Source organism: Micromonospora sp. NPDC049204 (genome assembly GCF_040647935.1).
Taxonomy (GTDB): domain Bacteria; phylum Actinomycetota; class Actinomycetes; order Mycobacteriales; family Micromonosporaceae; genus Micromonospora.
This window is the reverse complement of record NZ_JBEZDC010000031.1, coordinates 1-13,609: the sequence shown is the minus strand read 5'-3', so window position 1 is coordinate 13,609 and position 13,609 is coordinate 1. Positions and strand designations below refer to the sequence as shown.

Annotated in this window: 10 protein-coding genes; 3 read left to right on the top strand and 7 right to left on the bottom strand. The window is 68.0% G+C overall.

The features are described 5' to 3' along the window. Positions 1-44: 44 nt before the first annotated feature. From AB0A90_RS34005 to AB0A90_RS33995, 3 genes are all read left to right on the top strand, one after another. The gene (locus AB0A90_RS34005) at positions 45-1,520 is read left to right on the top strand and encodes a hypothetical protein (protein WP_357255969.1); all 1,476 of its coding nucleotides are present in this window, start codon (positions 45-47) and stop codon (positions 1,518-1,520) included. Between the two features lie 188 nt (positions 1,521-1,708). Beyond that, positions 1,709-2,890 (top strand): hypothetical protein, encoded by a 1,182-nt coding sequence (locus tag AB0A90_RS34000; RefSeq protein ID WP_357255967.1) that lies wholly within the window; start codon positions 1,709-1,711, stop codon positions 2,888-2,890. Positions 2,891-3,042: 152 nt separating this feature from the next. Next, positions 3,043-5,037, top strand: coding sequence for a hypothetical protein (locus AB0A90_RS33995; protein WP_357255965.1), 1,995 nt, complete (start codon positions 3,043-3,045; stop codon positions 5,035-5,037). Between the two features lie 150 nt (positions 5,038-5,187). On the opposite strand, the gene AB0A90_RS33990 is transcribed toward AB0A90_RS33995, so the two are convergent. The 7 genes from AB0A90_RS33990 to AB0A90_RS33960 form a co-directional block, all read right to left on the bottom strand. Continuing rightward, entirely contained in the window at positions 5,188-6,693 is a 1,506-nt protein-coding gene (locus AB0A90_RS33990; RefSeq protein ID WP_357255963.1) for a hypothetical protein, read from the bottom strand. A 221-nt stretch (positions 6,694-6,914) separates the two neighbouring features. Next, on the bottom strand, positions 6,915-7,781 hold the full coding sequence (locus AB0A90_RS33985; protein ID WP_357255961.1) for a glycosyltransferase: 867 nt from the start codon (positions 7,779-7,781) through the stop codon (positions 6,915-6,917). Continuing rightward, positions 7,778-8,692, bottom strand: coding sequence for a glycosyltransferase (locus AB0A90_RS33980; protein WP_357255959.1), 915 nt, complete (start codon positions 8,690-8,692; stop codon positions 7,778-7,780). Before AB0A90_RS33980 ends, AB0A90_RS33985 begins: the two co-directional genes overlap by 4 nt. Continuing rightward, entirely contained in the window at positions 8,677-10,164 is a 1,488-nt protein-coding gene (locus AB0A90_RS33975; RefSeq protein WP_357255956.1) for an O-antigen polymerase, read from the bottom strand. Before AB0A90_RS33975 ends, AB0A90_RS33980 begins: the two co-directional genes overlap by 16 nt. Further along, positions 10,161-11,240 carry a glycosyltransferase family 4 protein gene (locus AB0A90_RS33970; RefSeq protein ID WP_357255955.1) on the bottom strand — a complete coding sequence of 360 codons (1,080 nt, stop codon included), beginning with the start codon at positions 11,238-11,240 and terminating at the stop codon, positions 10,161-10,163. The genes AB0A90_RS33975 and AB0A90_RS33970 overlap by 4 nt, the downstream gene beginning before the upstream one ends. Further along, positions 11,237-12,088 (bottom strand): glycosyltransferase family 2 protein, encoded by an 852-nt coding sequence (locus tag AB0A90_RS33965; protein ID WP_357255953.1) that lies wholly within the window; start codon positions 12,086-12,088, stop codon positions 11,237-11,239. Before AB0A90_RS33965 ends, AB0A90_RS33970 begins: the two co-directional genes overlap by 4 nt. Position 12,089: 1 nt before the next feature. After that, positions 12,090-13,271, bottom strand: a complete 1,182-nt coding sequence (locus AB0A90_RS33960) for a hypothetical protein (RefSeq protein ID WP_357255951.1) — start codon at positions 13,269-13,271, stop codon at positions 12,090-12,092. Positions 13,272-13,609 lie beyond the last annotated feature (338 nt).

Sequence of the window (13,609 nt, the reverse complement as noted above, 5' to 3'; positions counted from 1 at the left end):
GCAATACTGCCGATCCGGCGCGGGGGATCAGCGGAGGTAGTGTCGTGACAAGCGTGGAACAGGGCCAGCACATCGCGACCATCCACGACGACACACCACCCCCGGAATCGCCCTCGGCGGTCGACTCCACCCACCGGCCCACGCCGAGAGGCTGGCTGAGTGGGCTGGCCTGGCAACGGTGGTTGGCGGACAACGTCTTCCCCCGCACGCTCACACCGCCGGCGACCGACCGCAGGACCGTCCTCGGCTACGTCGCGGCCTTCCTGCTCGCGGTGACCTACCAGTTGGTGATCCCGCAGGGCCGAACCCACCTGACGCACATGTGGGCGGAGGACGGTCGGATCTTCTTCGACGGGGCGGTGGCCAAGAGCTTCCCGCTGGTGCTCGTCGAGCCGTACGGCGGCTATCTGCACGTGCTGCCACGACTCTCCACCGAGTTGGCCACCCACCTGCCGATCGGCTGGTGGGCCGCGGTGGTGGCGATCGCCGCGGCGGTGGTGCGTGCCGCGGTCGCGTTGCTGGTCTTCACCGCGGCCTCCGGTCATCTGCCGTCCCGCAGGCTGCGAGCGGTGTTGGCCGCCGCGGTCGTCCTGCTCCCGGCGGGAAACAGCGAGGCCCTGAACAACCTTGCCAACCTGCACTGGTTCGTCATCTTCGGCGCCTTCTGGGCACTCCTCTGGCGGCCGACCACCCGCTGGCAGAACGGGCTCAGTGCCGTTGCGCTCCTGCTCGCCGCGTTGACGAGCCCGTTGGGAATGCTGCTCGTTCCGTTGGCCGCCGCACGACTCGCGCTGCCCCGACGACGTGACCGGGTTCCGGCGTTCGCCTTCATCATCGGCTCGGCGATGCAGATCGTGCCGCTGCTGGGGTCGACCTCGGAGCGGGGCGGTGAACCGTTCGACCTGCTGCAGGGAGTGTCCGCAGCCGCGGCCCGCGGGCCCCTGGTGCTGTTCTTCGGGCCGGAGTGGACCGCGGAGCTCTACCCCCATGCGCTCGCGTTCTATTCGGACTTCTACGCCTGGCCGGCGGCGCTCGCCGCGGTCATCGTTCTGGCCATCGTCGGGTACGGCCTGCGCAACGGGACCTCGGGCCGGCGGATCCTGGTGATCACGAGCCTGCTCCTCTCCGCAGCGTTCATCTCCGCGGAGCTCTACATGAACTGGTCCTTCCTGCTTCGCCTCGACGCGCCGAACGTCGTCATTCCCATGCAGCGCTACAGCGCGGCACCCTGTCTGTTCCTGTTCACCGCCGTGCTCGTGAGCCTGGCACGGGCTCCCCGACCTCAGTTGCGGCACCTGCTGACCGTCGTGCGCGTCGGCGTCGCAGCGATAATTCTCGTCGGCATCGGTTACCAGTGGCAGTCCACGACTGGCCTGGTGCGACTCGACGGCCCCACGTGGCAGCAGAGTCTCGCGGTTGCCGAGCAGCAGTGTGCCGCCGGTGCGACGGAGGTCCGCGTCGACATCAATCCAGCCTGGTTCGTGCCTCTCACCTGCGAGTACCTGACCAAGGCGAGGTAGCGCAGGTCAGCAGGCCTCCGCGGGCGACAGCACCCACCGGCGGGATGCGCCGGCCGCTTCTTTCCGGTAGAACAGCCGCAAGTGCGCCGCTGCCGTCCGGACAGTGGCCTCAAGCACACGTTTACGGGGCAGCCCCCGGTCGGTGGTGATCTGTACTATCCGCACGGCGGTACGACGGAGGAGCGCGCATGCAGCCGGACAGTCCCTACAGGTTCACCCGTGCACTCGGCGGGTCGCTGGTGGGAAAGGCATGGGCCGCCGTCGACGAGCGGGGGCGACCCAGGACGGTCATCCTGCTGGAAGGGCCGGCGGCGGCGGACCCGCGCTGGCGAGACGCCTTCGCTCACGCCGTCAGGATGTTGATGCAGGCGCCTGGCAACCAGCACTACGCCGAGGCCGACCTGTCCGCGACGAACCCATGGGTGGCGTACGAGGGCGAGCAGCCTGATGTTCCGGGGCAGCTCTTCCGGCTCCTGCAGCTCGACTACCGTTCCGAAGACCCCGCTGCGCCGGTGAGTGGTCCAGCCGCTCCGGTCAGCGGCATCCCCGTGTCGGCGGGCCCGAGTGGGGACCTGGCGGGTGACGACGTCACCGGCGCGCCGGCGGAGCCGACGCAGCAGGTTGCCCTGTATTCGCAAGCGCCGTGGTCCGCACAGTCGTCCCAACCGATCTCGGCGGCGCCCTCGTCCGCCGCGCCGGCCCCTTTCGACCAACAGTTCGCAGCGCCCGGCCGGCGGATCGCACCGGTCCAGGTCGTCCGGAGAGGCGTGAACTGGATCTGGGTCGTCGTCGGCGGGTTGGCGCTCACCCTCGTCGCCGGTGTCGCGGGGTACGCCCTCGGTGGACGCGGCGACTCGGACGAGCCGCCGCCCGTAACCGCCTCCCTCTCGCCCTATCAGGCGACCCAGCTCTCCATCAACAAGTCGAAGTTCACCGGCGAGCTGGCGCAGATGGGCGAACTCTGGTTGGCCGACGTCAGCGGCTGCGTGGTCTACGGTCGCGGCGGCCCCGCACTGGCAGAGAACGAGGAGGCCCACGTCTTCTGCCCCGACGGCGCACTGCAGGTGCACTTCTCGCTGTTCCGGGAAGGAGCCCTGAAGATCGCGGGGCGCGCGCAGCGTGAAGAACTCGGCCGCACTGCCAACGCGTTCGCCCCTGGAGTCAGGGAGCCGACCCGCACGACGGGCGGCGTGACAGGTGTGCCCGGTAGCTACGTCGAGTACGGCTTCCTGTTCGAGGGCCAGGCATACTGCGGTGTCTGGTGGGACCGGGACGACTCCAACGCCGTCATGGTTCTCGAAACTCCCTGCATGGCCGGCATCGCGGGCAACTGGGACGCTCTGCGCGACATGTGGCGTCGCCACAGCTGAGGCTCTGGCACAACTACTACCCGGCCGGCCCGGGCGTTGCGAACGGCCCAGGCGCGCCGCCGCGCTGACTACGGGGTCTTGCGCCGACGAGGCAGCACGTCTTCCTGCGGCTGACCGCGCAATGCCCTCACTCCTTGAACAGAATGGTACTGATGAACGACATCACTGGTCTCCGTGGCCGGGCCACCCGCGCCGGCGGGAGATTCGTCCGTAGCATCTGGCTCTTCCCGGCTCTGTTGACTGTCGCGTTGCTGGGGCTGACGGCTCTGCAAATCAACGGGTCCTCAATGGGAATGGTCCACAAGACGCTGTACGGCGCGCAGCAGGACCCGGACCTCCTGTTCAACAGCCCGCAGGGGATCCGGTCAGACGAGTGGAACGTCAACACTCAAATGACCGTCGCCCAGGACGCGGCCGGTTACCCCCTGATCAACCCGAACGTGGGGGAGGAAGGCGAGGATGTCTCCCTGGTCAGGGACGTCCCGTACAAGGAGTGGTCGGTCGCCTTCAAGCCGCACAACCTGGCTTTTCTGGTGCTGCCGTTCGACTTTGCCTTCGCCTTCAAATGGTGGCTGATGGGCTATCTGCTCATCCTGAGTTGTTATTTCTTCGTGCTGGCTCTGATGCCCAGGCAACGGTGGTTTGCCGCCGGGCTCTCCCTGGCGCTGTTCTTCAGTCCGTTCGTGCAGTGGTGGTACCAGTACGTGACGTTGTCGTCGATGTACTACGCCCTGTTCGCGGCTACGGTGCTGATTCTTCTGGTGCGTTCGAAACGGCTGCTCGTCACAGTTGCCTGGGGGGCGCTCCTGGCCTACCTGCTCACCTGCTTCGCGCTCGTGCTCTACCCGCCGTTCCAGATCGCCTGCGTCCTGGCGGTGACGCCGTTCGCCATCGGCTACCTGATCGAGCAGGGCCGTGTACTACAGCGCCGACTGCTGCTGCGGCAGCTGAGCATCGTCGCTGCATCGCTTGCGGTTGCGGGTGCCGTGATCGGTGCGTTCATCGCCTCCCGGCTGACCGTCATCGAGACCATGCAGAGCACGGTCTATCCGGGTGAGCGCGTCGTGGAGAGCGGCGGGTTCGATCTGCTGCACCTGTTCTCCGGGCACACCAGCTTCGGGTTGCAGTTCGCCGAGAAGGCCGAGCTCTACCAGGTCATGGACAATCAGAGCGAGAACTCCAACTTCCTGCTCGTATTCCCGTACCTGGTAGTGCCCAGCATGATCCTGCTGTACCTGTTGTACCGCGCCCAGCGGGCCATCGACTGGCCACTGCTGCTCGCCAATCTCACGCTTCTAGGGGCATTGGTCTGGCTGTCCGTCCCCCATCTCGACCTTGTCGGCAAGATCCTGTTCCTCAGCCTGGTGCCGCACACGCGGTTGCTCGTCGGCATCGGTCTGCTCAGTGTCATCGGGGTGGTGCTGGTCGTCCGGCGGCTGCAGGACGAGCGATCGGCCAAGCCGGGTTTCAAGGTCGTCGTCGGATACGCCCTCGTCGTCCTGCTCGTTCAGGTGCTGCTCAGCCTGCACGTGCAGCGGGCATTTCCCGGCTTCATGCAGTCGCGCGGCTTCCTCTTGTCGATCATCCCGGTTCCGCTGGTCGTGTATCTGCTGCTTCGTCAGCGTTTCACCTGGGCCGTATCCGTCCTGCTGGCCTTCTCCGTTGCCATGACGGTGTTCATCCACCCGCTCTACCGCGGCACCGCAGCACTGACCCGCACGCCGCTGGCGGAGTCGATCCGCACCATCAATGCCGAAGACCCCGGCGCCGCCTGGGTGACCGATGTGGGAAGCATTCAGAGCTTCGCCTCCATGAGCGGCGCCCGCTCGTTGTCCGGCGTCTACGCCTACCCCCAGCTGGATCTCTGGCGGACCGCAGACGAGCAGGGCGAGCAGGACGCGGTCTACAACCGTTACGCCCACGTCTGGTTCGTGTTCGACCGGGACCCCGCCCGCGACTCACCGACGACCTTCGACCTGCCGACGCCCGACCATTTCGAGGTCGCCACCGAACCGTGCGGCAGCTTCCTCCAGCAGCATCAGGTCCGGTACCTGGTGACAGCGACGGCGCTCGACGAGCCGTGTCTGGAACTTCGCGAGACAGTCCGCTATCCGGCTGCCACATTCCTCATCTACAAGATCCGTTAGGCCCGCCCGGAGGCGGAGATTCGCCCGGGGTGCACCTCGATCTCTGGACGAATCTCCGCCTTGCCGAACCGCCGCTGGTCTCCACCTCGGCTTGACCGGAAGCCTTTAGCCAAGCCCTGGCGTGCGGTGGCTACTTCGGTGCCGGGGTGGTCACTTCTTGCTGATCAGCAGGACCGGTTCCACACCACCGGTAGCCTGCTCGACCCGGTAGTCGGTGAACACCTTCTGCCAGTCCTCCGTCTCCCACATCACGTGGGTGCGGATCAGCCATACGCGCCCGCCGCCGCGCTGCGCTGCCAATGCCAGCGCCTCATCGATCTTGGCGTGGATGAGTGCGATGTCGTGGTGGGGAATCACGATGAGGTCGGACCGGGTGGGCATTTCGACCTGCCAGCCGACGGTGTTGTCGGCTGGTGCGACAAGCTTGACCTTGTCGGACCGCGAGTAGTACGCAAAGCCGTACCATGCCAGACCGTTCATGACGATGGCATCGTTGGCCGACCGATGGGTGTTCACGTATTCGGTCGCCGAACGGATGTCCGTCGCGCCGATGGCGGTGAAGTAGAACCCCGGGTCGTTGCCGTCGAACCGGTACCAGCGGCCGTTGTTGATGCCGAAGATCGTGAGCAGGACGGCGCAGATCGCCGCGGTCAGGACCGTCGACGGCACGCGAGGAACCCTGCGGGCAACGAGCGCGGCCACCCCGTGGGCCAGTCCGGCGAGACCGAGGCCGGCGACCGCAGCCGTCGTGACGAGCAGGAAGTGCGAGGTACGCAGCTCCAGTAGCGGATAGAACTTGCCGACCCCCAGCGTTGTCACCGCCACCGGCAGCAGAAGCACCGCGATCGCCGACGCGGGGCGGCCCTGCCGGGCGAGGGTGACGGCACCTGCGATGAACAGCCCGCCGACGACCAGAGCGGACGCGCCGAGCATCGGGACCAGGTCGCCGATGTGCCCGCTGAGGTAGCCGGGCAACTCGGTCAGGGTCGGGAAACTACCGACCCAGAATTCCCGCATCGAGTCATTGTTGCCCCGCGCGGAGATACCGAAGTAGACGGCGACGATGACAGTCATTGCGCCGAGCCCCGCCACGACGACGTCCCGGAGTCGCGCCCACTGGCGTTGCAGCGCGGTGACCAGCAACAACCCGCCGAACACGGCGGGGGTGGCGATGGCAGTGACGTGGCTGACGAATATGCCTGTGGCGGCCACGGCCGCGACCACGCCAAGCCGTCTCCGCGACCAGGTCTGCTCGGTCCAAGCGCCCAGAGCGAGCAGGACCACCGTGACGGCGGCATCAGCGGTGTACTGCTTGAGGTCGTGACGGATCTGCTGCGCCGGCAGGAGCAGGACCGCCATGGCACAGACGAAGCCTGCGACAACTCCGAGCCACCGAGTCGGCCACCGCAGCAACCGCCCGAGCCCGTACGCGGCGACGACACCCAGGCAGAGGAAGGCAAGCGGCACCACACGGAGGTAGTCGGCGTCCGGCACCAGCCGCAGCAGGAGGGTCCACCCGATCGGGGTGGACGCGGTCGTCACCGGCAGGTCGCCGAGCGGGAGCCGGACCGAGAGCGCCACCCACGCCTCGTCGAGCCAGTACCCCGCCGTGAGCATCGTCTTGACGTCGTGGACCACCGGGACGAGGGCCAGCAATACGGCAATGGCGACCCAGTCCGCGGAGGTGGGGCGGCGCCTGGTTGTCGGTGCCGCTGGGGCGTCCGACGGGCTCACGTTCTCGAGTACGAGTTGTCCAACCACGCCAATTCCCATCCAGAGTGCGAAACGACCATGCTTCATTCCGACGACATCGTCGATGAGAGCGAATTGCGGTGTCGACCGAGCCCGTCGTGGCGCCGAGGTGGAGCAGGGCGCCGTCAGCTGCCCCCTGCTTGGCGGCCCGGCGTGGGCAGCGACTCACCCGTGCGTCGTTGCATGGGCACCGGGGCACCGATCAGGCGTGCCGCCTGCGGGTTGCGCCGGGAGGCCGACGGCAACCCGATGACGAACTCAGGGAACAGACTGAAGAAGGTCTTGGCGCTCTGCAGTTCCAGAGTGTGCGCGCGCGACCACTGGAACGAGTTCGTCGCACGGGCCCAGTGGTGGGTCCACCGCACGTCGCCGAGCAGCACCACGGGCATGTCGTGCCGCCACGCCCGCAGACCGAGCTCGTGGTCCTCGTAGTAGAGGAAGAACTGTTCGTTCCATCCGCCCATGGCGATGAAGTCGGCGGTGCGGGCGGCGATTGCGGCACCCATGGCCCAGGCGACGTAGACCGCTTCACCGGGGTTCGCCACCACCCGGTAGGTCGCGTGCATCCGGGACAGCGGCCAGATCTTCCGGTTGCCCAGTTTGGCGGTGGCGTAGGGGAAACCGCGCCCGTTGGGCTGGGGAGTGCCGTCCGTCGCGAGCAGCTGAGGAGCTACCAGACCGCCGTGGACGTCGAGGTGCCGCTTGAGCACGTCGAGACCGTCCGGGTCGATCTCAAGATCGGGGTTGGCGAATACCACGTATTCGCTCGCCGCCTGGCGCACGCCGACGTTGTTGGCCTTGGAGAAGCCGACGTTCTCCGGCAGGCGAATGACCCGGGCACCCAACTCCTCCGCCACCGCGACCGAGTCGTCGGAGGAGGCATTGTCGACGACGATCCACTCGTAGGGCTTGGCTCCCCGCCAGCACCTGCGGAGCGTCTCCGCCGAGTTGTAGGTGACCGTCACGACACTCCACTGGTGTCCTGCCATCATGCTCTCCGAACTGTCAGGTAGCTGTAGAGGGACGCGAAGCCGAACCGCTTGCCGTTCCACTGCCGTCGGGCGGCCGGGCTCTCCGCCAGGCCACGTCCGACGCCACGGAGGAACGGCCACAGCAGGCCTTGACGGACACGTCGGGCGGCGAGCGCGAGGTGCGCAAGGGCCAGTACCGGCATGGCGAGGAGCATCAGCGGCCAGGTGAAGACCCGGGCCGCGACCAGAAGTCGGTTTCGGGCCAGCAGGAAGGCACGAAAGCCTTGGAGCTTGTTGTCGCCCTCGACGCTGTGCCCACCCGCGTGGGGGAGCACGAGATCGAGCGCGCGGGTCCGGTATCCCGATGCGTAGAGACGGTAAGCCAGGTCAGCGTCCTCGCCCCAGGCGAACAGGTGCTCGTAGAACCCCCCGAACTGGTGGAACAGTTCGGTCGGGAAGACGGCGGCGCCCCCCGACGGACCCAGTGGTCCCCGCGCCGCGGTGGCGGTCCTGTCGATGAAGAGCGAGACCGGATTGACGTCGATGCCGATGTACTCCCCACCGTGCATGGCCAGACCAACCGCGATCGGTGTGCCGGGGTCCTCGGCGATGGCGGCGCACATGCGCGCAAGCGCGTCATCGGGCAGCCACACGTCGGGGTTGAGCAGCAGCACGTGGTTCGTCCTCGCGGCCGCGACCGCGCGGTTGCAGCCCGCCGCGAACCCCGGATTCGAGGAGTCGGGGAGGTACTCGTACCGCTCTTCGTCGAGCCAACCGGCAACGACCTTCTCGCAGCCGTCCTCGGGCCAGTTGTCGGCGAAGATGAACCGCACCGGAAGTCCCTCGGCGCTGCGCACCCAGGTAGGCAGCGTCTGGGTCAACATGTCGCTCGAACGGTAGAGAACGGTGACGATTGTCAGCGCTTCATCCACTCCGGGATCCACCTCATCGGTTTGCTGAGCAGGTAAAGGGCAACGAGGCCAGGGGCGAGCGCCAGCCAGAAGGGTTGCACCACGGGATAGAACTCGTAGACACCAAAAGTCGCGAAATAGATCACGAACGCCCGGGTCAGTTGGTGGGCAGGGCTTGACGTGTACGTCAGCCGCCGATCGATGACCCCGACGCAGAAGCCCAACAGCGAGAGAAAGAGCACCGCGCCGACCGGCCCATAGTCGAGCAGAGGTATGGCCACGAACGTCGCGGTGTTCATGTAGAACGGTTTGCTCAGGCCCGCGGTGATCTTGTAGATGTCGGCCGAACCGAGCAGGCGATCGCCCAACGAACCCGTGAAGGTCAGGGTGTATCGACCCCAGGTCGGCGGGTGCTGCTCGCGCACCTGCCACAACCGACCGAAGGTCTCGACGGAACTGCTCAGCGACAGATCCAGCGACCCGACACTGGCGTACAACGGGCTGGCGCCGTATTGCGCTCGGAACTGGTCCTCGAACTGCCCGGTGCCGGCCAGCGTCCGTTGGCCGCCGAGGAAGACTGCCGCACCCATTGCGAGAGCTCCGATCACCAGCACCACGAGCGACACCCGCAGCCGGTTCTTCCGGCTGATGGTCGCCGATCGGCGTACCGAGAGAGCGGCGACCAGCGGCGGCACGATCCCCAGCAGAACGGAGTTCTTGCTCGCGCCCAGCGCCGCGCCGAACGCGAAGATGACGACGAAGGCGACGTAGCTCCACCGTCCCTCCGCCTTCCCGGTGAGCGCGCGAAGCAGCGAGATCGCCAATCCGATCCCCCAGAACTCCGAGAACAGCCCGGTGAGGAGGTTGGAGCGCAGTCGTACCGCCTCGCGTGCGGCGTCCGGGTTGTCGGCAAACAGCGGCGGTACCTCACCGCGGAACTTCATCGCCGCACCGATGAGCGCGAGCAGAAGGAGGAAGAGTACGAAGGGCCGGAGCCGACTTTCGGCGGGCCAGCGCAGTTCGGCTCGAGCCGACTCGACGCCCGCTCGGTCCATCGGCGGACGCGTCGTCACGGCCGGCATGACGACGGTGACCGCGGACTCCGTCCGCACGGCCGGCATGACGACGGTGTCCTCGGTCGCCGTCGACTGTTCCGGGCGACGCTTGTTGGCTGCCAGTCGACGACCGAAATACCAGGCGGCGAGGAACCAGGCCGCGTAGATCCCCAAGATCGGCACCGCGGCGCGTCCGGCCGGAGAGTCGTACGGCCCCGGAATGGTGAGGACGGCGAGGAAGACAAAGCCCCAGGCGGCCGTACAGATGGCGAGCCACGTGTGAGCACGGAAGATCAGGGCCGCCATGGCGAGGAAGGCGGCGGCGACGCCGAACTCGGTGTCCCAGAGGAGGACCGCCAGGACGATGACGACCGCCACCACCCAGGGCACCAGGGTCCGGTAGAGGGTGGGGCTGCTGGCCCTGGTTGTTGTGGTCACAGAAGAGACCTGTACAGGCTCTGCCACCGCTCGACACACCGATCGAAGGCGTACTCCTGGGCGTACCACTCGGCCACCCGCTGACCCTCGTCGATGGCGCGGTGGCCGACGGCGTCCCGGATGGCGGCGGCGAGCGCGGCGGGCGCGAGGTCCGCCTGGAACGCCAGGGTGCCCGTGGCGTGGCGGGTGACCTCGGCCAGACCGCCGGCCCCGGTGTGCACCACAGGTACGCCGAGGGACAGCGCCTCCAGGGCGCTGAGCCCGAACGACTCGACCCGGGACGGCACCACCAGGCAGTCGATCTCCTGAAGAAAGTCTGCGGCCGTGACCCGACCGACGAGGTCGAGGTTGGGCCTGGGGTCGATCGCCATGGAACCCGCCCCGGCGACCTTGAAGTCCACCTCCGGAAGGAGGGAGGCGATCTCGGGCAGGAGATCGGCGCCCTTCTCCTTCTCCAGCCGGCCGAGATAGCCGACCACCGGCCGTCGACCCGGCTCCGGCAGGTGCGCGGGCTTCGGGCTCGGCCAGGTGACCGGCAGCGGGTTCGGGATCAGGTGGATGTTCTTGACGCCACCGCGGTCGCGTAGCTCGGAGGCCTCGAACTCGGACACCGCCACCGTCGCGTGTGGACGGGCCCGACGCATGGCCAGGTCCAGCGTGATGTTGGACTGGATGAGCGCCTTCTGCTGGAACGATCCGGCGGTGTCCCGGTACTGCCAGAGGCTGTTGTGCAGGGTGACGACGAGCGGGATCCGCCGGCGTCCCATGCTCAGCGCCGCCCGGGAGTGCATGGCGGCGGACAGCAGGTGGGCGCAGACCACGTCCGGCTGCACCTCGTCGACCAGGCGGCGGATCTCCCGCGCGTACGCGAGGTCGATCCGGCTGGTCGCGCTGAGCCCGACCCACGGCACCCCGGCCTCGCGCAGCGCGTGACCCACCTCGTCGTCCGACGTGGCGGCGATGACGTCCAGGCCCGTTCGGGCGTGCGCCGGAATGATCTCGGTCAGGATGCGCTCGGCGCCACCGAGCTGCCGCCGCCCGGAACCACCCGTGGTGCAGACGAACAACACCTTCACGAGGTACGCAGCCCCTCGACGGCGCCCTTCGCGATGGCGCGGCGAACCGGGTTTCCACCCACCGCGGCGCGCAGCAGCACCCCGCCCACGTACGCCGTCGTGGCGATGCGGCCGCGCGTGCCACCCATGCTCCGGCTCGCCCGGATGAACTCCCTGGTCCGACGCTCGGAGATCTCCTCCTCGGACCAGCGCCGCTTCGCGGTCGCGTCGTCCTCGTGCATGATCACGGCCTCCGGCACATACGCCAGCCGCAGACCCTGCTGACGGACGGCCCAGCAGAGCCGCATGTCCTCGGAGTAGAAGAACGAGGTCTCGTCGACGCCGCCGATGGCGTCGAAGGTGTCGCGGCGCATGGCGACGAAGGGGCCGGTCAGCCAGTCCGCCTTCTCCGGTGGCGCGACGATCCGCAGGTTCGGCAGCACCATGCTCAGCCCGGTGGCGTGGGCGAAGCCCACGCCCAGGCCCAGGAACCGCCCACCCTCGGTCTGCGACACACCCGACGGGGTGACCACGCCCGGGAAGGCCGCGCCCACCTGCGGGTCCTCCAGGGCGGTCAGCAGGCGGCTGACGGCGTCCTCGTGCACGATGATGTCGTTGTTGGAGAGGATCACGTTCGCCCGGCTGGTGTGGCGCACGCCGAGGTTCATCCCCCGCGCGTACCCCAGGTTGGAGCCGGACTGGACGTACCGGACACCCTGCTCGGCGCAGAACGCGCTCAACGACTCCTGAATGTGCATCGAGCTGCCGTTGTCGACGACTACGATCTCCGCCTCCGCCGGCAGCGACAGGACGCAGGCGCGCGTGCGCTCAAAGTCCTCCCAGGCGAGGACAACAATCGAGACATCCATGTCAAACCGTCCCATGATTCGGCGACTGCGCTCGTCGCAGGCTTGCTCTGGAGGCGAAGGCGTGTACGGCGTAGGCGAGCGTCGAGGCGATCGCCGCCCCGACCACACCAGCCCACGGGATGATCGCAAAGTATGCGGGAATCGCGAACCCGAGGGTGATCAGTGCGACCACCGTCGTCGCCCGCTCGCCCCGCCTCTTCAGCAGCAGGGCGCTCCAGCTCTTGCCGGCCGCGGTGGCCAGTGAACCGGGCAGCAGGACAAGGCCGAGGATCCAGGCGTACCGGTACTCGGGCTGGAGGTAGCCCAGCACACCGAGCCCGAGGATGGCGGCCAGGGCGACCGGCAGAGCCGCGGTGACCACGGCCCGGGTGGGGTCGGGGCCGCCGTCGCCGTCCCGGCTGGCCAGGATCCGCTGCGCCCGTACGACGGCACCCGCCTGGGCGAACTCCAGCGCGGCGACCGCCAGCGCGTACACGCCGAGTGGGCCGGCGCCGACGAACCTGGCCACCAGGATCTGGTTGAACCGCAGCGTCATCATCTGGGCGAAGATCCCCAGGTGCAGGTTGCCGACGGCTGCCATGTCGGCGCGGTAGTCCACCGCGGTCGCCTCCGGCCGTGGTGCGGGCCCGATCCGCCGGAGCATCCCCAGCACCAGGGCGCACACGGACAGCGCGCTGACCCACTGGACGACCAGCCACACCATGCTCCACAGGCCGCCGTCCAGGTAGCCGGCGAAGTACAGCGCCACGTAGCCACCGACCAGGACGGCTCCGCTCGCCGCGCGCATCGCGTAGACGACCAGGAAGCTCTTCTGGCGCAGCGCGATCGACGAGACCGTGTTGAAGATCGTCAGACCTGCCGCGGACCCCATGCCGACCAGGTAGCTGCCGAGTCCGGCCACCGTGGTGAGCACCGCGGCGGCAACGACGGAGAGGAGGACCGAGGCCCCCAACATGGCGAGGACCCAGGGGCGTCCCCGGGAAAAGACCCAGCCGCCCGGACGGGACAGCAGGAAGGTGTCCAGGGACAGACCACCGACGGCCGCACCGAGCGTCGCGCTCACCATGTTCGCGGACAGCTCACCGCGCTCCGCCGGCGGCAGGGCCACCGACAGGACCGCCGCCAGCCCGGTCAGGCCGAGAGCGCCGATGTAGAGACGCTCGGGTGCGACGAGCTGCCGCAACAGACCCAGTACGCGGCGGCCGGGCGATGGTTTCGTGCCGGGACTCGGCGATTGCCGAGCAGTCTTGACCAGCGACACGCCGTTCACTCGCCCCCCATAGATGTAATACGTGCGGGCACGACGAGTCGTACTTCGCTGGCACTTTCTACCCGAACCCCGCTACACCTGCAATCGCCCGGGCGGCCCGAACCGATAATGCCGAAACACCTGCCGTCGCCGCCAGTCGGCCGGCGTAGACTCTCGGACCCGTGAGGATCCTCGTCACCGGCGGAGCCGGATTCATCGGGTCGGAGTACGTTCGCCTGCTGCTGGGCAAGCCCCTCGGCAGTGCCGACGGC